This is a genomic window from Geodermatophilus sp. SYSU D01045 (assembly GCF_054050295.1).
Genome location: NZ_JBJGZB010000022.1, coordinates 46,847 through 70,552 on the forward strand (window position 1 = coordinate 46,847; position 23,706 = coordinate 70,552).

Here is a 23,706-nt window from a genome sequence, read left to right on the forward strand (position 1 = left end):
CTTCTCATGTACCACTCGGTCGCCGAGGACCCGACCCCGGCGACCCGGCGGCTGGCGGTCAGTCCCCCGGCGTTCGCGGAGCAGGCCCAGCGGCTGGCGGACCTCGGCTTCACGACGCTGACCTTCTCCGCCCTCGCCGACCGGCTGACCTCGGGCGCCGAGTTGCCGGAGCGACCGGTGGCCCTGACCTTCGACGACGGCTACGCCGACTTCCACAGCGTCGTGTTCCCGATACTGCGGCGACACGGTCTCACCGCCACGGTCTTCGTCACCACCGGCTGGCTGGCCGATGCAGGGGCGTCCGCGGCGGGACGGCCGATCGGCCGGATGCTGAGCCGGCAGCAGCTCGCGGAGCTGAGCGCCGCCGGCATCGAGATCGGCGGCCACAGTCACAGCCATCCCCAGCTCGACCAGCTCCAGGGCCCCCAGCTGGCCGGGGAGCTGCAGCGCAGCAAGGAACTGCTCGAGGAGGCGACCGGCCGGCCGGTGGAGGGACTGGCCTATCCGTACGGCTACACCAGTCCTCGGGTCCGGGAGGCCGTGGCCGCCAGCGGTTACCGGTTCGCCGCCGTCGTGGCCAACACCTGTGCCCGGGCGCCGGTCGACCCGCTGGCAGTACCTCGGCTCACCATCCGGCGGACGACGACGATGCAGACCTTCGAGCAGCTCGTCGGCGCGCGGGGCATCGGCCGGACGTTCCTGCTCCAGCGCACGTTGACCCGTGGGTTCGCCGTCGTCCGACGAGGCCACCGGCTCGCCCGGCGAGTGGGACGGGCATGACCGACGTCGACGTGCGCATCCCCACCCCCGCCCCGGAGGCGGGAGAGGAGGCGCTCCCGCCACCGCGAGGGAGGGGACGGCTGCGGCGGCACCTGGCCGAGCCGTTCGCCCGCAACGCCTACAGCCTGGTGCTCAACACCGGTCTGACAGGCGTGCTGGGGGTCGGCTACTGGCTGGTGGCGGCTCGGACCTACGGGGAGTCCGACGTCGGCCGCGGGTCGGTGACGATCTCGGTGATGACCCTGCTCAGCGGGCTCGTGGCCCTGAGCCTCTACGGCACGTTGGCCTGTTTCATCGGGCCCAGCGGACGGCGGACCGGCAGGTTCGTGCTGGGCACCTACGTGCTCACGGCCGTGGCCACGGCCGTGCTGGCCACCGGCTTCCTCCTCACCCTGCCGCTGTGGGGGCCCTCCTACGTCCACCTGTCGGGCTTCACCACGGGGGCGTGGTTCGTCGCCGCCGTCGTCGCCGCGGCGCTGTTCACCCTGCAGGACGGTGTCCTGACCGGACTGCGCCGGTCCGGCTGGGTACCGGTCGAGAACGCCGTGTTCGGCATCGCCAAGCTGGCCCTGCTGGTCGTGCTCGCCTCGAGAGATCCCCGGGACGGTGTCTGGCTGTCGTGGGTCATCCCCATGGCGCTGCTCCTGCTGCCCGTCAACGGCCTCATCTTCGGCCGCTTGATCCCCCGGCACCGCCGGACGGTGCCCCCGACGCACGTCCCCCCCACCGTCAGGCAGGTGGGGCGGTTCCTGGCCGGCGACTACCTCGGCGCGCTGTGCATGCTCGCGGCCTTCCAGCTGGTGCCCGTGCTGGTGGCCGCCGCCGTGCCGCTGTACTCCTTCGGCTACTTCTACATCGCCTGGACGGTGGGCTCGCTGCTGGCCACCGTCGGCACGAACATGGCCAGCTCGCTGACCGTCGAGGGCGTCTACGACCCGGGCAGCCTCAGCGCCAACTGCCGCGCCGCCATCACGCGGACCGTCGCGCTGGTGCTCACCGCGGCCGTCGCCATCGCGCTCGTCGCACCCTACGGTCTGGGGCTCCTGGGCAAGGGGTACCTCGACGCCGTCCCTCTCCTCCAGTTGCTGGCAGCGGCGGCGTTGCCGGTCTCCCTCGTCGAGATCTACGTCGGAGTGCTGCGGGCCCAGAACGCCAGCGCCCGGATCGCCCGCATCCAGGTGCTCCGCGTCGTGCTCATGTTGTGCGCGGTGCTGGCAGCGACCCAGCTGGACGGACTGTTCGGCGACCTCGTGCCCCTCACGTTGACGCGCGTGGGGATCGCCGTCCTGCTGTACCAGAGCGTCCTGGCCGCGCTCGTGCTCCCGCGGCTGTGGAAGGTGGCGGGGACCGCCCGGAGCACGGCGCGGCGCGGCGGCCTGCACCGGTTGCCGGTCCCGACCGCTCCCGTGCTGGACGACCACCTCGTGGCCGGCTCCTCCGCCCCCGTGCCGGTGACGGCGACGCGGATCCGCACGAGCGACCGCGCTGCGGCCGGGCGCCTGGGAGGAGCGGCGCCGGTCCTGCTCGCGCTCACGACCGTTGCCGGGCTCGTGGCGTACGCGCTCCCGCTGCGGTCGGTGGACCTGCGGCAGATCAACGGCTACGGACTCGTCTCCGTCCTCCCGCTCGCCTCCATCGCGGGGCTCGTCCTGATCGGCTCGTCGTTCCTGGCCGGCCTCGCTCTCCGCCGCGCCCGCACCGTCCTCCTGGGTCTGCAGCTCGTGGCGTGGGTCGTCTGCCTGCACGGGCTGCCCGTGCTGCTGCACAGCATGCCGCGGTTCCCGACGGCCTGGACGCACCTGGGGTTCATCGAGTTCATCACCCGCACCGGCACCGTCGCCCCGTCGATCGACGCGAGGTTCAGCTGGGCGGGCTTCTTCGGGCTGTTCTCGTTCCTCAGCGACGCCCGCCACTGGCAGGACATGGCGTGGGTCCTGCGCCTCACCCCGGTCGTCAGCAACCTGCTGTACCTGCTGCCGGTGGTCCTCATCCTCACCAACCTGCGGGCGAACTGGCGCGCGAAGTGGCTGACGCTGTGGCTGTTCGCCGTCTTCAACTGGGTGGGTCAGGACTACTTCTCGCCGCAGGGACTCGCCTACTTCCTCTACCTGACGCTGGTGGCGCTGCTGATCACCTGGTTCCGCCCGGCGGCGAGAACCCGCCGGCCGGGCGTCCGGGAGCCGCGGGCCCGGTCGTGGCTGCACCCCCCGACGCCCGGGGAGTTGCCCGCTCGGCCCACCGGGCGCTCCGAACGGGTGGTCCTGCTGGTGCTCGTGCTGGTGGTCTTCACGTTCACCACGATGAGCCACCAGCTGACGCCGTTCCTGATGATCGGCGCGGCCACGGCCCTGGTCCTCGTCGGGCGGTGCGTGCTGCGCACCCTGCCGGTGCTCATGTTCGTCATCGTGGCGGCCTGGATCAGCTTCATGGCCGTCGGCTACTGGTCGGGGCACCTGCACGAGCTGTTGGGCGGGTTGGGGTCGTTCGGGACCAACGTGTCGAGCAGCGTCCAGGGCCGCACCGGGGACAGCGGCGCCCAGCACCTGCTGGTCCTGAAGGTCCGGGTGGCCCTCGCCCTGGGTGCGTGGGGGCTCGCCGCGGCGGGGGCACTGCGACGCCGGCGGCAGGGTTTCGACGACCGCGTCGTCCTGGCGCTGCTGGCCAGCCCCGCCCTCGGGTTCGGCCTGCAGAGCTACGGCGGGGAGATCGCCCTGCGTGTCTTCGTGTTCTCCCTGCCGGCGGTGTGCTTCCTCGCCGCCCAGTCCTTCTTCCCCGAGGCCGGATCCCGACGGCGCATCGGGCGCCTGCTGGGCGTTCCGGCCGCTCTGCTGTGCGTCCCGTTGCTGGTGGGTGGCTTCCTGGTCGCCCGCTTCGGCAACGAGGGGTTCGAGTACGTGCGTCCCGGGGAGATCACCGCCACCGACGTCGTGCTCGACCACAGCACCGGCCTGACCTCGGTGCTCTGGCCGGCGAGGGAACCCCCCGCGACCCTGCCCAGCGCCTCCTTCGTGACCAGTTACAGCCAGGTCGACCGGGTCTTCTACTCCTCGGTCATCGTGCCACCGGACCCCGGGGACGTCGGGCCCGTGGTGAACCAGATGCGTGAGCACGGGCCCGGTGCGTATCTCCTCACCACCCGCAGCCAGGAGGCCGAACTGGTCCTCGCCGAGGGATTCCCCCAGGATTGGGGGGACCGTTTCCGGGCCAGCATGGCAGCGAGCCCGGACGTCCGTGTCCTGGTGTCGAACCCCGACGCCGCGGTGTACGTGCTGGCCACTCCGCCACCCGGGCCCGTCGAGGACCCGCCGCCGGTGAGCACGGGCGTGGGCGCGTGGACGCCGCTGACCGGGGTGGGCCTCACCTGTCTCGTGGCGCTCGCGGGCGCGCTCTGCCTGCGTGAGCTGCGCCGCCTGACCGGACGGGCCCGGGCGCCGATGCTCACGGTGGTGACCCTGCCGCTCGCCTTCGGCCTGCTCGTCGTCGTCCTGGAGCGCGCGGTCCTGCTGGCGTGACCGATGGCGGTGCCGGGCCCCGGCTCGGCGTGTCCGGGGAACTGTGAGCACAGGGGAGAGGGACAGTCGTGGACTTCGTGAGGGACGTGGGGGTGCGCCTCACCCGCTTCCGGGCCGACGTGCTGAGCGGCTACCACCGGGGCGGGGTGCGAGCGACGGTTCCGGTGGTGGGGCGGCTGATCGGCCGGCAGCTGTACCGGATGGCCTCCTTCGCCGAGCTGTACGTCTTCGACCGCAAGTTCGGCCTGGACACGCGTGGGTGGCGGACTCCGGATGCGGACGCGGTCGCCCGCTCGCTCCACCGGGACAACACCGACTTCGAGCCGATGTCGGTGCGGGAGCTGGGCCGGATCTTCGCCGGGCTGCCGGCGGATCCGGCCGGGCTCACCTTCGTGGACCTGGGCTGCGGCAAGGGCGGTCCGCTGGCGGTGGCGGCCCTGCACCGCTTCCACCGCGTCATCGGGGTGGAACTGGACAGCCGGCTCGCCCGGACCGCCCGGCGCAACGCGGCCGTGCTGCAGGCCCGGACGCCCACCCGGATCGAGGTGGTCGAGGCTGACGCCAGCACCTACCGGTTGCCGCCGGAGCCGACGCTGCTCTTCCTGTACAACCCGTTCGGTGCGGGCACGATGGGCGAGGTCGCGAAGTCGGTCGTGGCATCGCTGCACGAGCGCCCGCGGCCGCTGTTCGTCCTCTACGTCAATCCCGTGCACCGCCAGGTGTGGGACGCGATCCCGGAGCTGCGGCCGATCCGCTGTGGGCGGCCCCCCCGCAGCGACTGGGCGGTGCGGCAGGACCGGGAATGGGTGCTGTACGCGGCCGGTCCCGGGGACGACGAGCGCACGGCGCCGAGCCCGGACGCGAGCCGCACCCGACCGCCGACGGGCGACGGCCCGGTCGACGAGCCCGTGAGGCCCGACAGCTAGTCGGGGGTGATCCACCGTGTCTCGTACGGCGAGAGGGTGAGGCGCGTGCCGTCGATCGTCAGGGTGTGCACGGCGCCGGTCGTGTTCACCGCGACGAGCGTGCGGTGCTGGGCCAGGACCTCGACGCCGGGCGGCGCGGGCACCGTCCGCAGTGCCGTCCCGGGAGGGAACCAACGGCCGAAGTCCTGTAGCACGGTCAGGAAGGGCAGCGGCCTCCCGCCCCCGTCCTCGGCGGTGTCCGTCCACAGGCAGCCGGCGCATCCCCGGCTGCGGGGTCGGGGGTTCCAGTACAGGACCGTCTCGGCACCGGAACGGACGAACTCCATCATGGCGACCGTGTAGGCGGCGACCTGCCGGTCGGCCGGCCAGAGCCGCACGGCCGGGTCGAGGTACCACTCGGCCCACCAGATGGGCAGGGCCGTGCGCTGCTGGATCCAGCGGTTGACCGCGGAGAACATGCCGACCACGGAGAACGGGTCGACGGCGCGGCCCAGGCTGTGGGCCACGCCGTCGACCACCACGAAGTCGGCCCCGCGGTTGTGCGCCAGCCAGTAGTCGAACGCATCGAGGACGCGCGGGTCGACGGTCCCCCAGGGGCCGGCCAGCGGAGCGGCGCCGTCGGGCGGGACCGCCGGGTCGGCACCGGTCCCGTGGCCGTCGGCGTCGTTGAACAGCGACAGGTACGGGCCGCCGATCCGTGCCCGCGGGTTGACCGCCTTCACCGCGTCGTAGACCCGGTTGTACAGGGCCGTGTAGCCCGAGGCGTCCCAGGTGTCGTCGTCCTCGTCCCAGAACCCCTTGAACTCGTTCCAGACCATGAAGTGGAGCACGTCGGGATAGCGCTCGGCGACGGTCGCGGCCAGCGCCGCGAAGTCGGCGTAGTGCTCGGGCAGGGGGGCCTCGGTGAGGCGGGCCCAGTCGGTGGTCCCGGGCCGGCCGCCCTTCATCCAGTCGGGGGCGCAGCAGAGCGTGATGACGGGGATCCCGCCGGAGCGGCGGATGAGGTCGATCCGCTCGTCCAGGCTGCCGAAGTCGTACCGCCCCGGGCTGGGCTCCGGGTTGTCGGCTCCCCATCCCATGAGCGCCTGGGCCTGGACGAGGGGCTGGGCGGACAGGGCCGACTCGACGGACCGGACGGCCGCCGGGGCGCCGTGGTCGGCGCTGAACTGCGTGTGGGTGAAACCCCAGCCGGGCCACGAGGGTGCGGTGCGCAGAGGAGGTCGCTGGTCCCCGACGGGGGTGTCCGCCGCCAGGACGGTCCCGACCATGGCGACGAGGAGCACCGCGGTCGGCAGGTGCCAACGTCTCACACTGACCCTCCGGACGGGTCCGAGCGTCCTGGCCACGCGTAGCGTACGGGTGCGGGGGACCGCGGAGGTCCCGTCGCGCGTGTCGGTGTGCTGGTCAGCGTCCTCCCGCCACGGGACGGCCGGTCGCACACGGGAGGCCCCCTCCGGCGGACGGGCGCGTCGAGACCATCTCGGCGACGATGTCCAGGTGCCGCGAGGTGGCTGGGCCGGCCGGGTCGCCGGTGCGGCCGGTCCGGTGCTGGCCGTCCTGTGCATCGTCGGCCTGGACCTCGTGATGTCGGCGCGGCACCGGTCGGTCGTCGTCACCGGGCTGCTCGACGAGCCGGCCCACCTGCTCACCGCGTGGCTGGCACTCGTGGCCGTGGGCGCGACGTCCCCGCGCGTCTGGCCGTGGGTGCTCGCCGGTGCGGTGGCCATCGACGTCGACCACCTGCCGATGTACCTGTGGAACGAGCCGCTGAACGCGGACGGGGGACGCCCGATTACGCACTCGCTGACCACGGTCCTGGTGCTCCTCGCGGTCGCCCTCGGCGCTCGACGGGTGCGGACGGCTGCGGTGGGGATCGCGGCCGGGGTCCTCCTGCACCTCGTCCGGGACGTCGCGACCGGGCCCGGTGTGTCGCTCCTCTGGCCGCTCCGGGACACGAACCTGTCCGTCCCGTACTGGGCCTACCTGGCAGTGGTGGGCCTGCTGGCCGGCGCGGCGGTGCTGCGGCAGTGGCGCCGCGCCGACGTCCGCCGCCTCCGCGAGGGCTGACGTCGGGGCGGGCCGGGCGTCCTCGGGTGTGCGGGGCAGGCGCTCAGGCGTCGGCCAGGTGCTCGGCGAGGGTCCGGGGCGGGCGGCCGAGCAGCGCGGTGAGCACCCGCGGGCTGCCGGTGAACCCGTGCGCGCGGTACTCGGCGAACATGGTCCTCAGGCAGTGTCGGGCGTAGCTGCCGTCGTCCTCGGGCGGGTCGGCGTCGACGGCGGTGACCTCCCGGCCGAGGTGCTCACCCACGAGCCGGGCGACGTCGCGCGCGGTGAGCTCCTCGGGACCGGCCGCCTCGAAGGTGCCGCTGTCCAGGCCCTCCTCGGTGAGCAGCACGGCGGCGGCCTCGGCGACGTCGCGCAGGGCGACGAAGGACTGCGCGCGCTCCAGGCCCCACGGGCTGCGCAGCTCCCCGGTCTCCGCCGCGGCGGCCACCTGCGCGTCGAGGTTGTCGGCGTAGGCGCACGGCTGCAGCACCCGCCAGCGGGCGCCGGTCCCGGCGACGGCGTCGTCGAGCGCCTCCTCGACGCGGTCCTTGGCGGCGTGGTGCGGCATCGACCGGGCCTGCGGTCGGAGCACCGAGTGGTAGACCAGCCGCGCCGCCCCGGCCCGCGCGGCGGCGCGCAGCACAGCGGGCGCCCCGGTCGCCTCGCGCGGGTCGAAGTTCGGCCAGACCAGGTACAGCGCCCCGGCGCCGGCGAGCACGGGGGCGACGTCCCCGCTGAGGTCGGCGACGACGACCTCAGCGCCCAGCGCCTCGAGCTCCGGCCGTGGCCGCGGCGTGGCGACGACGGCACGCACCCGCTCGCCGCGCGCCCGCAGCACCCGGACGACCGCGGTGCCGGTGGGGCCGCCCGCGGCGGTCACGACGATCACCGGACCGACCCTAGAGAGGCAGGTCAGGCGGGCGTGGCCGGGTCCGGGGGGACGGCGTCGGGCACGTCGGCCGGCCCGGCGACGTCCGGGCGCGGCCGGTCCTGCCGGTGCAGGCGGACGGCGACGAGCGCGACGTCGTCGTCCGGGTGGCCGTCGACCATGCGCTCGACGAGCAGGTCGCACAGTTCCTGCAGTGGCCGGTCGCCGAGCTCGGCCAGGGTGGCGGTGAGCCGGGCGAGGCCGGCGTCGAGGTCGGCGTCGCGCCGCTCGACCAGTCCGTCGGTGTAGAGCAGGACGGTCGTGCCGCGCTCCAGCTCCACGACGGACTCGCGCCGCGGCACCTCCGGGTCGACGCCGAGCAGCCGGTCGGCCCGCTCGCCCGCGAGGACCTGCACCTCCCCGCCGGCCGTGAGCAGGACCGGCGGGGTGTGTCCGGCGTTGGACCAGCGCATCCGGGTGGTGCCGCGGTCGATCTCCCCGGGCTCCTGCTCGAGCCGGGCGACCGCCGCGGTGGCGAGGGTGTCGAAGCCCAGCACCGCCATGGCGCGGTCGAGGTCGCGCAGCACCGCGGCCGGCCCGGCCCCGGTGGCGACGGCGATGCCGCGGACCAGGCTGCGCAGCTGGCCCATCGTCGCGGCGGCCGCGGTGTCGTGCCCGACGACGTCGCCGATGACCAGCGTGGTGGCGCCGTCGGCCTGCAGGAACGCGTCGTACCAGTCGCCGCCGACGGCGGCCGCCTGGGCGGCGGGGGCGTACCGGACGACGATCTCGGCGTGGTCGGGCTCGGGCGGGGCGGTGAGCATCGACCGCTGCAGCTGCAGGGCCAGCTGCCGCTGCTCGCCGTAGAGCCGGGCGTTGTCGAGGGCCATGCCGAGGCGCTCGGCCACGTCGCGGAGGGTGGCGACCTCCTCCGCGGTCGGGACGCGGCCGCCGGTGTAGAGCAGGGAGACCAGGCCGAGGGTGTGGCCGCGCCCGCGCAGGGGGAGGGCCAGCGCCGCGCTCGGCGCCAGCCGGGACAGCAGCGCGTGCGGCTCGCCGGGCGGGGTGGTGGCGAGGGTCTGCTCGCCGGTCAGCTGCAGGGGCTCGCCCGTCGCGAACACGTGGCTGACGGCGGGGATGCCGGGCAGCGCGGCCGCTCGGGACAGGGCGTACTCCTGCAGCAGCGCGCGGGAGGCCTCGTCGGCGTGCCAGGAGCTCACGCTTCGGGTGCGGCCGTGGTCGTCGAGGACGCTGACGATGCAGGCGTCGGCGAGCGTGGGCACCACCATGCGGGGCACCTGGCCGGTGGCGACCTCGGCGTCCATGGACCCCGCCAGCTCGGTGCTGATCCGGGCCACGGTGAGCGTCCGCTCGGCGGCACGGCGGAGCTCCTCCTGGGCGCGGACCCGGTCGGTGACCTCGATGAAGTAGACCGACAGGCCCTCCGCGGTCGGCCAGGCGCGCAGCTCGTACCAGCCGTCGAGCGGGGCGGGGTAGTACGCGTCGAAGGAGACCGGCCGGCGGGTCTCCACCGCGCGGCGGTAGCTCTCCTCGAACACCGAGCTCACGGCCGCGGGGAAGGCCTCCCAGATGACCTCGCCGAGCAGGTCCTCGCGGCGGCGGCCCAGCAGCCGCTCGGCCTCGGCGTTGAGGTGGGTGAAGCGCCAGTCGGGGCTCAGCGAGTAGAAGCCGGCGGGCATGGCCTCGAGGACCTGGGTGACGCCGAGGGACTCGCCGCGCTGGTCGGTGACGTCGTAGGCGGCGCCGAGCAACCGGGTGGCTCCCCCGTCCGGTCCGCTCAGCGCGCGGCCCTGGGCGGAGATCCAGCGGACGGCGCCGCCGGGGAGGGCGATGCGGTACAGCGCGCTGAAGTCGCCGCACTCGTCGACGGCGGCCTGCAGCGCGGCCACGACCTCGTCGCGGTCGTCCGGGTGCAGCCGGGCGGTGAAGCCCTCGATGCTGCGGTCGAAGCTCGCGCCGTCGTATCCGAACAGCGCCACGAGGCGCTCGTCCCAGTCGAGGACGCCGGTGGTCAGGTCCCAGTCGAAGGTGCCGATGCCGGCGGCCTGCAGCGCCAGTTCACCGCGCAGTGCCGAGGCGATCTCGTCGACGTGCCGGTGCGCCGGGCCGCTCTCCCGCCGCCCGACCCCTTCTCGGTCCCCCACGGTGCCCTTTCCGGTGATTCGAGACGCGGTCCCGATCCTGTGTACCCCGGCCTATCCTCTGCTCGAGCAACGCGTCCGACGGAGATCACAGGGAGCGTGTTCGGCGCGAGTCGCCACCGGACGTGTTGCCTCCCGTTCCGTGGGTAGCCGTCCCGTGTGGCCACGGGGGCCTGTCCGTCGGCTGGGGGAGTCGTGCCGTGGTGGGTGTGGGCGCTGGTGTTGTGGGCCGCGGTCGCGGTCGTCGTCTCGGTGGTCGTCGGGCGGGTGATCCGCGCGGCCGACCGGCGGGAGGCCCGGGAGGCCCGGAGGGTCCGTGACGACGGCCGGACGCCGCCCGGGGGACGCCGGGTCTCCTGAGCGCGGGACCGCCCGGCGCGTCCCGCGGTGGCGGACGACGGTGCGGGCCGCCGCCCCGGCGCGGGCGGTCACCCCAGCAGGCCGGCCTCCGCCTTGGCGGTGAGCGCGGTGCGGACGGCGGCGTCCACGGTGGCCGAGAACCCCGGGTCGGCCTCGGCGCGGGCGAGGACGGCGTCGCGCATCTCGGGGTAGACGTCCTCGGTCACGGTGAGCACGAGCGTGCCGCCGGCCTCGAGGAAGCGGACGGCGCGGTCGCCGGGCGGCACGTCCTCGAACGCCGCCGCCGCACCGACGTCGTCGGTGATGACCACGCCGTCGAAGCCGAGGAAGCCGCGCAGCAGCGTCGTGACGACCTGCCGCGAGAAGGTGGCCGGCGCGGCGGGGTCCAGCCGGGGGTAGGTGGCCGAGGAGACCATCACGAACGGGTCGGCGCCGGAGCGGGCGAGCTCGCCGAACGCCGCCACCTGCTCGCTGTCCGCGGTGGTCACGTCGTCGGTCACGCCGGCGACCTCGTCGGTGTTGGCGTCGACCAGCCCGAGGCCGGGGAAGTGCTTGAGCGTCGCGGTGACGCCGTGGGCGGCCAGGCCGTCGACCACGGTGCGCACGTCGGCGACGACGTCGGCCGCGGTGTTCCCGTACTGGCGGCCGAAGGCGCCGATCGGGTCGTTGGCGGCCTCGGTGCCGGCCGGGACGACGTCGGCCACCGGCGCGAGGTCCAGGTCGATCCCGGCCGCGGCGAGCTGGGCGCCGAGGGTGCCGGCGAGGGCGGCGAGCTGCTCGGGCGGGAGCTGTCCCTGCTCGGCCGCGGGGGGCAGCCGGTCGAAGCCGGGGCCCTGGAGCGACTGCACCTGCCCACCCTCCTGGTCGACGGCGACCCAGGGCCGCGGACCGGGCGCGGCCCCCGTCCAGCGCCCGGTGACGGCGGCGAGGTCCGTGGCGCCGGCGCGCGAGCGGCCGGCGAGGAAGACGCCGCCCACGCCATCGGCGACCAGGGCGTCGCCGGGGGAGAGGTCCTCGAGCCGGACGCCGACGACGAACAGCTGTGCCACCTGCGCCCGGCGGTCCATCCCGGCCAGGGCCGCGTCGACCTGCTGGTCGACCGCGTCCGCGGGCGGCGTCGTCGGCTCCACCGGGGTCGTCGTGGCCGTGCCGCTCGACGGGCTGCCCGGCTCCGTGCTGCTGGTCCCCGACGGGGTGCCCGAGGAGCCGGAGCAGGCGGCGAGGACCAGGCAGAGGAGCGCGAGCAGGACGGCCGGGCGGGTCCGGGCGGGCGGGCGCATCGGTCTCCTGGGGGCGGCGACGGCGGTGCCTCCAGTGTGCCCGTCGGGGCGTGGGCGACCATGGGGCGGTGCGGACGACGTGGGTGCGGGTGGGCGTGCTGCTCGCCGTCCTCGTCGCCGGCACCGTCGTCGCGCTGACCGTCGAGCTGCCCGACGTCGGCACGGTGCGCCGCTGGGTCGAGGGTGCCGGGGTGGCGGGGCTCGTCCTGCTGGCTCTCGGCAAGGGGGCCCTGCTGGTCGGTCCGGTGCCCCGGTCGGCGCTGTGCGTGCTGCTCGGCGTCGTCCTCGGGTTCTGGACCGGCGCGGCCGTGGCCTACGCCGGGGGGCTGCTGGGCGCGACGGCCGCCTTCGGCCTGTCCCGCTCCCTCGGGCGCGAGACCGCCGTGCGCCTGGCCGGGTCGCGGCTGGCCGCCGTCGACCGGGCGGTGGCCGGCCGGGGCTTCGTCACCGTCCTCGTCGCGCGGGTGCTGCCCATGGCGCCGTTCGCCGTGCTGAGCCACGCGGCGGGGCTGTCCGCCGTGCCGTTCCGGGCCTACACCGCGGGGACCGCGCTGGCCCTCCTGCCCACCACCGCGCTGCAGGTGGGCGTGGGTGCCGCGGTGCCCGGGCTGAGGGCGTGGGCCGCGCGCGCCGGGTCGCCGTGGGTGTTCGCCGTGGTCGCCACGGCCGCCCTCGGGGCGGCCGGCGTCGTGTGGCTGCGCCGGCGGCGGGCCAGGAGCGGTCCGGTGGAGGCCGGCTGAGACGGCCCCGGCACCGTCGCGGCGCATCGTCGGATCGGGGGAACCCGGCCGGCGTGACGTCGACCACCGCCGAGGGGCTCGAGCGCTGGCGCTCAGGACGTGTCGTCACCCACGGTGATCATCTGCTCGCCAGGGGACAACCGGTGTTGCCTAGCCCACAACCCGGTTGTGCACTACTCCTTCCCTCCCGACCAGCCCACCGCTAGCCTCGCCCGTGCCGGTTGAACGTTGAAGTTCCCGGCGGTCACGGGGGATTCACACCACCGGGCGCGGGGCGTCCGGTGTCGTACGGGGGTCGGTGCACTTGTCCCTGCTGGAACTCGTCGACGGGGACGTCCGTCGTGACGCGTGGTCGGTCGGTCGCCGTTGGCACTGGCTGACCTCCGGACTCCGCGGTGAGGGGACCGCCGCCCGCCGCGCGTGGCGCCACTCGTACGTCCGTCGCCTCGCGCTCCTCGACGCGACCGCCGCCCTGCTGGCCGGCGTCGCCGGCTCGCTCGTCCCCGAGGGCGGCCCACTCATGGGCTCCGCGGCGAGCGCCGCGCTCGTCGTCGCTCTCCCCGTCGTCTGGCTCGGCGCCATGCTCGTCGCCCGCACCTACGAGGAGCGGTTCCTCTGGGTCGGTCCCGAGGAGTTCCGACGGGTCCTCTCCGCCGCCGCCCTGCTGCTGGCCACGGTCGGCACCGTCTCCTGGGCGTTCAGGCTGGAGGTCGCGCGCAGCTTCGTCGTCGTCGCCCTCCCGCTGGCGACCCTGCTGACCCTGGCCGCCCGGGTGGTCCTCCGCCTCCGGCTGCACGCGCGGCGGGCGCGGGGTCGGCACGTGCAGACGACGGTCCTCGTGGGCCACCGCAGCGGTGTGGCCGCGCTGAGTGCCCAGATGGAGCGCGAGGCCCGGCACGGCTACCGGGTGATCGGCTGCTGCCTGCCCCTGTTGGCCGGCGACCGCGACGTGTTCGACGGTCTCCCCGTCCTGGGTGGTCTCGACGAGGTCGCCGACGTGGTGCGCCGCTACGAGGTGGACGCCGTGGCGGTGCTGCCCTCGCCCGAACTGGAGGGCGCCCGGCTGCGCAAGCTCGGCTGGGACCTGGAGGACACCGAGGCGGAGCTCCTGCTGGCCCCCGCGGTCACCGAGATCGCGGGCCCGCGCGTGCACGTGCGCCCCGTGGCGGGCCTCCCGCTGGTGCACCTGGAGCGGCCGGAGTTCACCGGCGTCCGCCGCATCGCCAAGGACGTGGTCGACCGCACGGCGGCCGGCGTCGGCGTCCTCCTGCTGCTGCCGCTCCTGCTGACCCTGGCGGTCCTGGTCAAGGTCACCAGCCGGGGCCCGGTCTTCTTCCGGCACGAGCGCATCGGCCGCGACGGCCGGCCGTTCCGGGTCCTCAAGTTCCGCAGCATGGTCGTCGACGCGGACGCGATCGAGCCCGACCTGCACGAGCAGAACGAGGGCAACGCGGTCCAGTTCAAGATGCGCCGCGACCCGCGCGTCACCCGGGTGGGCGCGGTCATGCGGCGCTACTCGCTGGACGAGCTGCCCCAGTTGCTCAACGTCCTCGGCGGCAGCATGAGCCTGGTCGGCCCGCGCCCGCACGTGACGCGCGAGGTGGAGCAGTACGGCTCCGACATGCGCCGCCGGCTGCTGGTGAAGCCCGGCATCACGGGGCTGTGGCAGGTCAGCGGCCGCTCGGACCTCTCCTGGGACGACGCCGTCCGGCTCGACGTCCGGTACGTGGAGAACTGGTCACTGGCCTTCGACGCCATGATCCTCTGGAGGACCGTCGGTGCCGTCCTCCGTGGATCCGGAGCGTATTGAGGCCCTCGCGACAACAGTTCGTGACCATTCAGGTCCGTTGGGTGATGCGTTGATCGGAATCATTCTCCGGTGAGGCCGATCGGGCCTCGGAATGGCGAATTGCCGCGAGGGGTGTCAGCATCGCTTGACCGCGCCGAGCCCTCGGCGCGGTGATGGAGGAGGACATGGTCGACGCCACGGGGGGTGGCGCCGCATCGGGACAGGCAGCGCGACGGACGGGTCGCATCTCGGTGGACACGGCGTCGCGTGAGGAGAGTTCGAACTCGGTCAGGACCTGGCCCACCGCGCAGGTCCCCGCCAGGGAGAAGTGGTGGCTCCGGCGTGGCGTCGGGCCCTACCTGGTGCTCGTCGACGTCGCCGCCTTCGCCGTCGCCACCCTCATCACGCTGCCGGGCTCGCCACCGGTGCACGCCGTCGCGCTGGTCTTCCTCCTCCTGGTCTTCTGGCGGGCCGGCCTGTACCGGTCGCGGCTGAACCTGTCGCTGCTGGACGACCTGCCCTACGTCCTGGCGGCGGTCGTCGTCGCCTGGACGTTCAAGGTGGCCCTCTTCGCGATCTTGCCCGGGGTCGACCCTCCGATCCGCCAGGTCACGCACTTCGTGGTGCTCCTCGCGGCGATCCTGGTCGCGCGGCTGGTCGCCTACCGGGTCGTGCACACCGCACGGTGCCGCGGCCTCGTCCGGCACCGCACCCTCGTCATCGGAGCCGGCCCGATGGGCGTCCGGGTGGCGGTCACGCTCCTGGAGCGCCGGACCTACGGGCTCGACCCCGTGGGGTTCCTCGACGCGGAGCCGCCCGAGGACACCGCCGTCCTGCTGCCCCTCCCCGTCCTCGGCGGCCTCGAGCTGCTCGGGCAGGTCATCCGTGAGCAGGCGATCCGGGACGTCATCGTCGCCTACGGCGGGGTGGACGACGACGAGCTCGTCGACATCCTCCGCACCTGCGACCGGCTCGACGTCGACGTCTTCGTCGTCCCGCGGCTGTTCGAGCTGCACGACGTCAACCGCTACACCGACGAGATCTGGGGCATCCCGCTCGTCCGGCGGCGGCGGGCGGTCTACCGCAGCCCGTGGTGGAGGGCGAAGCGGCTCGTGGACGTCGCCGTGTCCCTGCTGACGCTCCTGCTCCTCACCCCGGTGCTGGCCGCGTGCGCAGTCGCCGTGAGGCTCGAGGGCGGGCGCGGGATCATCTTCCGGCAGGAGCGGGTCGGGCTGGACGGCCGTCCGTTCCAGGTCCTCAAGTTCCGCTCGCTCAAGCCGGTGGACGACACCGAGTCGCAGACGAACTGGAACATCAAGCACGACGACCGGCTGGGCCCGGTGGGCCGGTTCCTGCGCGCCACCTCGCTCGACGAGCTGCCGCAGCTGTGGAACATCGTCCGCGGCGACATGAGCCTGGTCGGGCCGCGCCCGGAGCGGCCGCACTTCGTGGACCAGTTCTCCGCGCACATCCCCCGGTACACCGCCCGCCACCGGGTGCCGGCCGGGCTGACCGGGTGGGCGCAGGCGCACGGCCTCCGGGGGGACACCTCGATCGAGGACCGAGCTCGGTTCGACAACTACTACATCGAGAACTGGTCGCCGTGGCTCGACATGAAGATCGTCGTGAAGACCGTGGGGCAGGTGCTGCGGCGCCAGGGCGGCTGAGTCTCGACGCCGTCCTCCGCGGGATGTTCGCGCTGGTCATCGCCGGCATGCTCACCGCCTTCACGGCGCTGCTGGTGACCGGCGAGTACTACAACGAGGGGCCGGTGCTCCTCCGGCTCACGGCCGACCACGGCCTGCACAAGGGCGACGTGTTCGTGGTCACCGGCTGGGCGGCCGGGATGCTGTCCCTGGCCGGGCTGCTGGCGTACCGGCGGTGAGGAGAGCCGGCCCCGACCTCAGGCAGCGGTGCGGCGCAGCAGGCCTCGTGCCGGCGCCACGCTGCACGCGGCGGCCGCCAGGAGGACGTGCCCGTGCTCGGCCACGAACACGTGGAGCGCGAGCCAGGTCGAACCGAGGAGGAAGGCCACGGCGTGATCCTCGGTCTCCACGGGGTGGGTGATCGCGGACGCCTGAGGTGTCCGCGACGCCCGGGACGAGGGCGACCGTGGTGCAGGACGAGGCGGTCCCCCGTGCACCAGGTGCACCAGGTGCACCACCGGCACCTCGGTGGACCGGGAGCGGTCGCCGGGGGTGACGGGGGGTCTCGTCAGCGGGGGACGTCCGGCAGGGCCTGGGTCTCGAACTCGTCCGCGTTCTGGGACAGCGAGTCGTTGCGCAGGTAGGCCCACATGCGCTCGCCGGTGACCTCGTCGAGGTAGACCACGCTCGCCGACCCCTCCGTGCCGGTGCCCAGCACGGGGGCGGTGAAGGAGTCGACGTTCTCCGGCCGCAGGTCCCGCAGGGAGTACGCCAGGGACAGGAGGTCGTCGTTGCCGAGGGAGTCGTCGACGCCGACGGCGCTGGTCACCGCGAGCAGTGCGGCGTCGAGGCGGCCGGGGTCGGTGAACGTGTCCGAGGTGAACAGCTGGGAGAACATCGCCTCGAGGTACTGCTGCTGACGGCGCACGCGGTCGAAGTCGCCGCCGGTGAGCCCGTAGCGCTGTCCCAGGTACCAGCGGGCCTGGTCGCCGTCGAGGTGGTTGACCCCGGCCGTGAAGGTGTACGGCCCCCACCTGGTGGTCTCGGCGACGACGACGTCGACCCCGCCCAGCGCGTCGGTGACCTCGATGATCCCCTCGAAGTCGATGGCCACGTAGTGGTCGATGCGGACGTCGGTCAGCTGCTCCACGGTCCGGATCAGCAGGGACGGCCCGCCGTAGGCGTACGCGGAGTTGATCTTGTCCATCCCGTGGCCGGGGACGTCCACCCACGAGTCGCGGGGGATGGAGATCAGCTGCGCGTGCTGCCGGTCCCCGGAGAACCGGGCGACCATGATCGCGTCCGACCGGCCGCCCTCGGCGATGCCGGCACCCGCCGTGGCACGGGTGTCGCTCCCGACCAGCAGGAAGGTGACCGGCTCCGCCGAGGCCTGCTCGGCCGGCGTCGCGGGTGCGGGCCGGGCCTCCTCGTCCAGGCCGGCGAAGACGTCGCCGACGCGGTCGACGTTCCCGGCGTAGCGGTCGGTCAGGTACCAGAGGCCGCCGCCGACCAGCACGACCAGGACGGTGACGAGGACGCCGAGGGCGACGAGGAAGCGCCGCAGCCCCCGTCGTCGGCGGGGCGGCCGCTCCGCGGTGGTGGGCTCGTCGGCGACGAGCGTGGACCCCGAGCGTTCCTGCTCGTCGCTCACAGTGACCCCCGTGACTGTCGTTGCCACGAGGCTAGGCGCGGAACAGCACGTCCTGCTCCCCGTCCCACCCCGGAGGGTGGGACGGCGCGACGTCCGGTGACGTTCCGTAGGACGTCCGGGTGCGGCACCATGGGCGCGTGTCCACGCCACAGGGCCCCGTCCGTCCGGGTGAGTGGCGCCCCGGCGTCCCCGCGGTGGGACGCCGGCGCTGCCTGTGGCACCGCTTCCGCTGGGCCGGGGAGGACCCCTTCAGCGGCGCGAGTCTCTACGCCTGCCGCTGCGGACGGGTCCGCCCGGCCCTCTGACGACCCTCGGGCGCCCGGTCCGCCGTCGTCCGTGCGGTGGGACTCAGACCGTCCTCGGTCCGGCCGCGGCGCGGAGGTCGGCCTCCAGGCCGGCCAGCACGGCGTCGAGCTCGCGGCGCAGGTCGCCGCAGCCGGGCGCCTGCCGGCCGTCGGCCAGCCGGACGACCCGCCCCAGCCCGAGGGCGACGGCGATCGCCACGGCCGGCCAGACCAGGGCGACGAGGAGGACGACGGTCACCGCTCCTTGGTACGGGGACGCGGGTCTCCAGACGGCCGGGCCACGCGGGCAGATGCTGCCGAAAGGCCGCGGCGCCGGTGTGGCCGGGGACGCCCGTCGTCCCACGGGGCCCACGGACACCGCGTGCCTCGTCGAGGTGCCCGCGGGGCACGCCGTCCGCGACGGACGGTCACCGGTGCGCGCCGGTCTCCCCCCACGGGGTGGAACGAGCCCCTGCACGCCCGGTCCGCCTCCGTCTCGCCTTCTGTCCCGGCTCCGGGCTGCCGACGCTGGCGCGTACAGACCGCGACCGACCAGGGGAGACCGCGTGACCGCCAGCACCACCGTGCCGCCCGCGCCGGGCGACGACGCGCCGCGGCGGGTGCGGACCCTGTCGCTGACCGGTGCCGAGGAGCGCGTCCCGGGGCCGCTGCTCGACCGTCCCGTCTACGACCCCTTCTCCGCCCGGCGCCGCCGGACGCCGGAGTGGCTGGTGTCCTACACGGCCGCGCTGGTCACCGGTGACGTGCTCGCGGTCGCCGCGGGGCTGGGGCTCGCGGCACTCCTCCCGGCCGGCGCCGTCCCCGGTTCCGCGTCCGGGCCCGTCCTGCTCGGCCTCGCGTGGCTCGTCCTGCTCGCCGGCGCCGGCACCTACGCCGAGCGCCGACTCGGCACCGGCGACGACGAGTACCGCCGCGTCCTCACGGCGGGCCTGCTCGCGACGACCGCGCTCGGCGTCGCCGCCGCACTGCTCCCGTCGACCCTGCTCGACCGGCTCCTGCTCGTGGCGGCGCCCACCACCGTGCTCGCCACCCTGCTGGGCCGGCTGCTCAACCGGCGGCGGCTGCACGCGGCCCGCCGCCGCGGCCTCATGACCAAGCGGGTCGTCGTCCTCGGCCGCGACGTCGCCGTGGCCGACCTGGTCCGCCGGCTGCGGCGGGACGCGACCGCGGGCCTGCGGGTCGTCGGCGCCTGCGTGCCGCGGCCGGAGGAGGCTCTCGCCGTCCGCGCCGAGGGCGTCCCGGTGATCGGCACGCTGGCCGGCGCCGTGCGCGCCATCGACGACGCACGCGCCGACGCCGTCGTGGTGGCCTCGGCCAGCGAGACCGCGGGGGAGTACCTGCGCGACCTGGCCTGGCGCCTCGAGGGGACCAACGTCGAGGTCCTCGTCGGCCCGGGGCTGGTGGAGGTGGCCTCCAACCGGCTGCAGGTCCGGCCGACGTCGACCATCCCGCTCATCCAGGTGCAGGAGCCGGAGTTCCGCGGCGGTCGGCGGCTGGCCAAGTCCCTGCTCGACCGGGCCGTCGCGGGCGCCCTGCTGGTCGCGTTCGCGCCGTTCCTCGTCACCGTCGCGGTCGCCGTCCGCACCACCAGCCGCGGCCCCGCCCTCTACCGGCACCGGCGCATCGGCAAGCGCGGCCGGGAGTTCGACCTGCTCAAGTTCCGCAGCATGGTCGTCGACGCCGACTCGCGCATCGAGGCCCTGCTCGTGCTCAACGAGGGCAACGACGTGCAGTTCAAGATGCGCCGCGACCCGCGGGTCACCCGCGTCGGCGGCTTCCTGCGCTCGTTCTCGCTGGACGAGCTGCCGCAGCTGGTCAACGTGCTCAAGGGCGACATGTCCCTGGTCGGCCCGCGCCCGCACGTGACCCGGGAGGTCGAGCAGTACGGCGCCGACATGCACCGCCGGCTGCTGGTCAAACCCGGCATCACCGGGCTGTGGCAGGTCAGCGGCCGCTCGGACCTGACCTGGGACGAGTCGGTGGAGCTCGACGTCCGGTACGTCGAGAACTGGTCCTTCGGCCTCGACCTGGCCATCCTATGGCGCACCGTCCGCGCGGTGCTGCGCCGCTCCGGCGCCTACTGACCCCCCGGCCGCCGGCCCGCCTCCTCCGCGCGGGGGGCACGCGCGGTCCGGGAGACCGCCGAGGCCGGACCGCAGGGCAGGATGGCCCCCGTCGCCCCGCGGGTGGCCGCGACCCCACCTACTGCAGGAGGACCACACGTGCGTCTGCTCGTGACCGGTGGCGCCGGCTTCATCGGCGCCAACTTCGTCCACCAGACCGTCGAGCGCTTCCCACAGCACGACGTCACGGTCCTCGACGCGCTGACCTACGCCGGCAGCGAGGCGTCCCTGGCCGGGGTGAGGGACGCGATCACCTTCGTGCGCGGGTCGATCACCGACGCCGCGCTCGTCGACGACCTGGTCCGCGACAGCGACGCCGTCGTCCACTTCGCCGCCGAGAGCCACAACGACAACTCGCTGGCCGACCCCGCGCCGTTCCTGCAGACCAACGTGGTCGGCACGTACACGCTGCTCGAGGCGGTGCGCCGGCACGGCGTCCGGTTCCACCACGTCTCCACCGACGAGGTCTACGGAGACCTGGAGCTCGACGACCCGGCGAAGTTCACCCCCGAGACGCCGTACAACCCCTCGAGCCCCTACTCGTCGACGAAGGCGGCCTCCGACCTGCTGGTGCGCGCGTGGGTGCGGTCCTACGGCGTGCAGGCGACGATCTCCAACTGCTCGAACAACTACGGGCCGTACCAGCACGTGGAGAAGTTCATCCCGCGGCAGATCACCAACGTGCTGGCCGGCCGCCGGCCGCGGCTCTACGGCGCCGGCCACAACGTGCGCGACTGGATCCACGTCGACGACCACAACGCCGCCGTCCACGAGATCCTGCAGCGCGGCCGGACCGGCCAGACGTACCTGATCGGTGCCGACGGCGAGGTGGACAACCGCACCGTCCTCGCCACCATCCTCGAGCTGATGGGCCAGCCGGCCGACGCCTTCGACTCGGTCACCGACCGCGCCGGGCACGACCTGCGCTACGCCATCGACGCCACCAAGCTGCGCGAGGAGCTGGGCTGGCGGCCGCGCTACACCGACTTCCGCGACGGCCTGGCCGCGACCATCCGGTGGTACCGGGACAACGAGGACTGGTGGGGTCCGCAGAAGGAGCGCGTGGAGGCGGCCTACGCCGCGCGCGGCCAGTGACGACGGTCGTCCTCGGCGCCGGCGGGCAGGTCGGCCGCGCGCTGGCCCGCCGGTTCCCCGGGGCGGTCGCGCTGACCCGGGCCGGCCTCGACGTCGGCGACCCCGCCGCGGTCGCCGCGCACGACTGGTCCGGCGTCGACGTGGTCGTCAACGCCGCCGCCTGGACCGCCGTCGACGCCGCGGAGGACCCGGCCAACCTGGCCGCGGTGCGGGCGGTCAACGTCGACGGCGTCGGCGCCCTGGCCGAGGCGGCGCGCGCCTCCGGGTTCCTGCTCGTGCACTTCTCCACCGAGTACGTCTTCGACGGCGGGCACCCCGGGCCGATCCCGGAGGACGCGCCGGTCCACCCGCTGAGCGTCTACGGGCGCAGCAAGGCCGACGGCGACGCGCTGGTCACCGCGCTCGACCGGCACCTGCTGCTGCGGACCACCTGGGTGGTGGGGGAGGGGCGCAACTTCGTGCGGACGATGGCCGGCCTCGCCGACCGCGGGGTCAGCCCGTCCGTCGTCGCCGACCAGGTCGGCCGGCCCACGCTCGCCGAGGACCTCGCCGACGCCGTCGCGCACCTCGTCGAGCGCGGGGCGACGGGCACCTACAACGTCACCTGCGGGGGCGAGCCGGCGTCGTGGGCCGACGTCGCGGAGGTCGTGTTCGCCGCCCGCGGCCGCGACCCGCACGACGTCCGGCGGGTGAGCACCGCCGGGTACACGGCCGACAGGCCCGGCCTCGCGCCGCGTCCGCTCAACAGCGTGCTGGACCTGGCCCGGCTGGAGGCGGCCGGCTTCGCGCCGCGCGACTGGCGCACCGCCGTCGAGGCCCACCTCACGACGCTGGACTGAGCACCGCCGCGAGCACCTGGTGGGCGCACTCGTCGACGTCGCGCCCGGCGGTCTCCACGGTCACCTCGGCGTCGGTCGGCGTCTCGTAGGGGTCGCTGATGCCGGTGAAGGCGGGGATCTCGCCGCGCCGCGCCCGCGCGTAGAGGCCCTTGCGGTCCCGGGCCTCGCAGTCGGCCAGCGACGTCGCCACGTGCACGAGGACGAAGCTGCCCGGGCCGGCCTGCGCCTCGACCTCGCGCCGGACGTCCGCGCGCACCTCCGCGTACGGGGCGATCGGCGCGCAGACGGCGATCCCGCCGTGCTTGGCGATCTGCGCGGCCACCCAGCCGATCCGCCGGACGTTGGTGTCCCGGTCGGCCTTGGAGAACCCGAGCCCGGCGGAGAGGTGGTGCCGGACCTCGTCGCCGTCGAGCAGCGTCACGGTGCGGCCGGCCTCGATGAGCAGCTCCACCAGCCGCGCCGCGATCGTCGACTTCCCGGCGCCGGACAGGCCGGTGCAGAACACCACCGTCCCGCCGGTGCGCGCCGTCCCCGACCACGGGCGGCTGCCGAGGAGCGAGGCGCCGTGGGCGGCGGCGAGCTCCTCCGGTCCGGCCTCCGGCGCGTCCGGGGTGACCGGCACCGGCACCACGACCACGTCCCGGCCGCCCTCGCAGACGGCCGCCCAGGCGGCGGCGGCGGACGACAGCGCCGCGGAGTCCGGGGGCAGGCCGGCGGCGGGCACCAGCGCGAGCAGCCGGCGCGGCAGCCCCGCGACGTCGTCGGGCGGCAGCCCCACCCAGGCCACGGGGTCGGTCCAGCCCTGGTCGTGCAGCCGCTCGGCCACCGCCGACGGCGGCTCCCAGCGCGGCACCTCGACGACGGTCAGGTCGCCCTCGGCCGCCGTCGCGACCAGCACGCCCTGCGCGTCCTCGTACTCCTCGGCGGGCGGGAGGTCGGGGCGCGGCGCGAGGCCCGCACGGTAGCGGGCCACCGCGGCGACCTGGGCGTCGTCGAGCCGGGCACGGGCGTCGGGCATGGCGTCATCCTGCCCGGGGTGCCGACCCCGCCGTCGCCCGGAGGGGAGGTGACCGCCTCGTCCCGTCCGGCGTGCACGGCGTCGTCGTGGTGCACTTCGGGAGCTGGGTGTCCGGACGGGAGGGGTGGCGGTGCGCATCTCGGTCATCGGCTGCGGCTACCTCGGGGCCGTGCACGCGGCCTCGATGGCCGAGCTCGGTCACGAGGTGGTCGGCATCGACGTCGACGAGCGCAAGGTCGCCGCGCTGGGTGCGGGCCGGGCGCCGTTCTACGAGCCCGGCTTCGAGGAGCTGCTCGGCGCCACGCTGGCCTCCGGGCGGCTGCGGTTCAGCACCGACGTCGCCGACGCGGCCGGTGCCCGGGTGCACTTCCTGTGCGTCGGCACCCCGCAGAAGCACGGCGAGTACGCCGCGGACCTGCGGTTCGTGCAGGCCGCCGTCGAGGCGCTGCTGCAGGTGGTGCAGCCGGGGGACCTGGTGGTGGGCAAGTCCACGGTCCCGGTGGGGACCGCGGCCGGGCTCGCCGCCCTGTTCGGTGAGAAGGTGCCCGGGGTGCTGCTGGCGTGGA

The 23,706-nt window shown here is 74.7% G+C and carries 21 protein-coding genes; 13 read left to right on the top strand and 8 right to left on the bottom strand.

Annotated elements, in window-relative coordinates; translation table 11 throughout:
- The first annotated feature begins 6 nt into the window (after positions 1 to 6).
- From ACI798_RS17785 to ACI798_RS17795, 3 genes are all read left to right on the top strand, one after another.
- On the top strand, positions 7 to 780 hold the full coding sequence (locus tag ACI798_RS17785; protein ID WP_456941383.1) for a polysaccharide deacetylase family protein: 774 nt from the start codon (positions 7 to 9) through the stop codon (positions 778 to 780).
- Positions 777 to 4,292, top strand: a complete 3,516-nt coding sequence (locus ACI798_RS17790; RefSeq protein ID WP_456941382.1) for a lipopolysaccharide biosynthesis protein — start codon at positions 777 to 779, stop codon at positions 4,290 to 4,292. The genes ACI798_RS17785 and ACI798_RS17790 overlap by 4 nt, the downstream gene beginning before the upstream one ends.
- A 68-nt stretch (positions 4,293 to 4,360) precedes the next feature.
- Positions 4,361 to 5,218, top strand: a complete 858-nt coding sequence (locus ACI798_RS17795) for a methyltransferase domain-containing protein (protein WP_457048549.1) — start codon at positions 4,361 to 4,363, stop codon at positions 5,216 to 5,218.
- Here the strand turns inward: ACI798_RS17795 and ACI798_RS17800 are convergent.
- The gene (locus tag ACI798_RS17800) at positions 5,215 to 6,528 is read right to left on the bottom strand and encodes a hypothetical protein (protein WP_457048550.1); all 1,314 of its coding nucleotides are present in this window, start codon (positions 6,526 to 6,528) and stop codon (positions 5,215 to 5,217) included. The genes ACI798_RS17795 and ACI798_RS17800 overlap by 4 nt on opposite strands.
- 187 nt (positions 6,529 to 6,715) lie before the next feature.
- On the opposite strand from ACI798_RS17800, the gene ACI798_RS17805 reads away from it, so the two are divergent.
- The gene (locus tag ACI798_RS17805; RefSeq protein WP_456941379.1) at positions 6,716 to 7,285 is read left to right on the top strand and encodes a metal-dependent hydrolase; all 570 of its coding nucleotides are present in this window, start codon (positions 6,716 to 6,718) and stop codon (positions 7,283 to 7,285) included.
- Positions 7,286 to 7,328: 43 nt separating this feature from the next.
- Here the strand turns inward: ACI798_RS17805 and ACI798_RS17810 are convergent, their stop codons facing one another.
- A complete protein-coding gene (locus ACI798_RS17810; RefSeq protein ID WP_457048551.1) occupies positions 7,329 to 8,153 on the bottom strand; it encodes an SDR family oxidoreductase in 825 nt (274 codons plus the stop codon).
- Between the two features lie 23 nt (positions 8,154 to 8,176).
- The gene (locus tag ACI798_RS17815) at positions 8,177 to 10,297 is read right to left on the bottom strand and encodes a SpoIIE family protein phosphatase (protein ID WP_457048552.1); all 2,121 of its coding nucleotides are present in this window, start codon (positions 10,295 to 10,297) and stop codon (positions 8,177 to 8,179) included.
- Positions 10,298 to 10,489: 192 nt separating this feature from the next.
- Here ACI798_RS17815 and ACI798_RS17820 point away from each other — a divergent pair, with 192 nt between their 5' ends.
- Positions 10,490 to 10,654: a hypothetical protein gene (locus ACI798_RS17820; RefSeq protein ID WP_456941376.1), complete on the top strand. Its 165-nt coding sequence runs from the start codon at positions 10,490 to 10,492 to the stop codon at positions 10,652 to 10,654.
- Positions 10,655 to 10,722: 68 nt separating this feature from the next.
- Here the strand turns inward: ACI798_RS17820 and ACI798_RS17825 are convergent, their stop codons facing one another.
- The gene (locus ACI798_RS17825; RefSeq protein WP_457048553.1) at positions 10,723 to 11,934 is read right to left on the bottom strand and encodes a glycoside hydrolase family 3 N-terminal domain-containing protein; all 1,212 of its coding nucleotides are present in this window, start codon (positions 11,932 to 11,934) and stop codon (positions 10,723 to 10,725) included.
- Positions 11,935 to 12,002: 68 nt separating this feature from the next.
- Here ACI798_RS17825 and ACI798_RS17830 point away from each other — a divergent pair, with 68 nt between their 5' ends.
- From ACI798_RS17830 to ACI798_RS17845, 4 genes are all read left to right on the top strand, one after another.
- Complete coding sequence (locus ACI798_RS17830; protein ID WP_457048554.1) at positions 12,003 to 12,674, top strand: TVP38/TMEM64 family protein; 672 nt, start codon at positions 12,003 to 12,005, stop codon at positions 12,672 to 12,674.
- A gap of 304 nt (positions 12,675 to 12,978) precedes the next feature.
- Entirely contained in the window at positions 12,979 to 14,484 is a 1,506-nt protein-coding gene (locus ACI798_RS17835) for a sugar transferase (protein ID WP_457048555.1), read from the top strand.
- A 341-nt stretch (positions 14,485 to 14,825) separates the two neighbouring features.
- Complete coding sequence (locus ACI798_RS17840) at positions 14,826 to 16,130, top strand: sugar transferase (RefSeq protein WP_457048556.1); 1,305 nt, start codon at positions 14,826 to 14,828, stop codon at positions 16,128 to 16,130.
- Positions 16,131 to 16,153: 23 nt separating this feature from the next.
- On the top strand, positions 16,154 to 16,348 hold the full coding sequence (locus tag ACI798_RS17845; RefSeq protein ID WP_456941371.1) for a hypothetical protein: 195 nt from the start codon (positions 16,154 to 16,156) through the stop codon (positions 16,346 to 16,348).
- Positions 16,349 to 16,366: 18 nt separating this feature from the next.
- Here ACI798_RS17845 and ACI798_RS17850 read toward each other — a convergent pair whose 3' ends face one another.
- The 3 genes from ACI798_RS17850 to ACI798_RS17860 all read right to left on the bottom strand — a co-directional run bounded on the left by ACI798_RS17850 (position 16,367) and on the right by ACI798_RS17860 (position 18,303).
- On the bottom strand, positions 16,367 to 16,498 hold the full coding sequence (locus ACI798_RS17850; protein WP_456941370.1) for a hypothetical protein: 132 nt from the start codon (positions 16,496 to 16,498) through the stop codon (positions 16,367 to 16,369).
- A gap of 179 nt (positions 16,499 to 16,677) precedes the next feature.
- Positions 16,678 to 17,760: an LCP family protein gene (locus ACI798_RS17855; protein ID WP_456941369.1), complete on the bottom strand. Its 1,083-nt coding sequence runs from the start codon at positions 17,758 to 17,760 to the stop codon at positions 16,678 to 16,680.
- 348 nt (positions 17,761 to 18,108) lie between these two features.
- Complete coding sequence (locus ACI798_RS17860) at positions 18,109 to 18,303, bottom strand: hypothetical protein (protein ID WP_456941368.1); 195 nt, start codon at positions 18,301 to 18,303, stop codon at positions 18,109 to 18,111.
- Between the two features lie 307 nt (positions 18,304 to 18,610).
- On the opposite strand from ACI798_RS17860, the gene ACI798_RS17865 reads away from it, so the two are divergent.
- The 3 genes from ACI798_RS17865 to ACI798_RS17875 all read left to right on the top strand — a co-directional run bounded on the left by ACI798_RS17865 (position 18,611) and on the right by ACI798_RS17875 (position 22,122).
- Positions 18,611 to 20,149 (top strand): sugar transferase, encoded by a 1,539-nt coding sequence (locus ACI798_RS17865; RefSeq protein ID WP_456941367.1) that lies wholly within the window; start codon positions 18,611 to 18,613, stop codon positions 20,147 to 20,149.
- Positions 20,150 to 20,287: 138 nt separating this feature from the next.
- The gene (gene rfbB, locus ACI798_RS17870) at positions 20,288 to 21,283 is read left to right on the top strand and encodes a dTDP-glucose 4,6-dehydratase (protein WP_456941366.1); all 996 of its coding nucleotides are present in this window, start codon (positions 20,288 to 20,290) and stop codon (positions 21,281 to 21,283) included.
- Complete coding sequence (locus tag ACI798_RS17875; protein ID WP_457048557.1) at positions 21,280 to 22,122, top strand: SDR family oxidoreductase; 843 nt, start codon at positions 21,280 to 21,282, stop codon at positions 22,120 to 22,122. The genes rfbB and ACI798_RS17875 overlap by 4 nt, the downstream gene beginning before the upstream one ends.
- Here ACI798_RS17875 and cysC read toward each other — a convergent pair.
- Positions 22,106 to 23,140 carry an adenylyl-sulfate kinase gene (cysC, locus tag ACI798_RS17880; RefSeq protein WP_457048558.1) on the bottom strand — a complete coding sequence of 345 codons (1,035 nt, stop codon included), beginning with the start codon at positions 23,138 to 23,140 and terminating at the stop codon, positions 22,106 to 22,108. The genes ACI798_RS17875 and cysC overlap by 17 nt on opposite strands.
- A gap of 130 nt (positions 23,141 to 23,270) precedes the next feature.
- Here cysC and ACI798_RS17885 point away from each other — a divergent pair.
- Positions 23,271 to 23,706 (top strand): NAD(P)-binding domain-containing protein (locus tag ACI798_RS17885; RefSeq protein WP_457048559.1); only part of this gene is annotated, 436 nt, incomplete at its 3' end.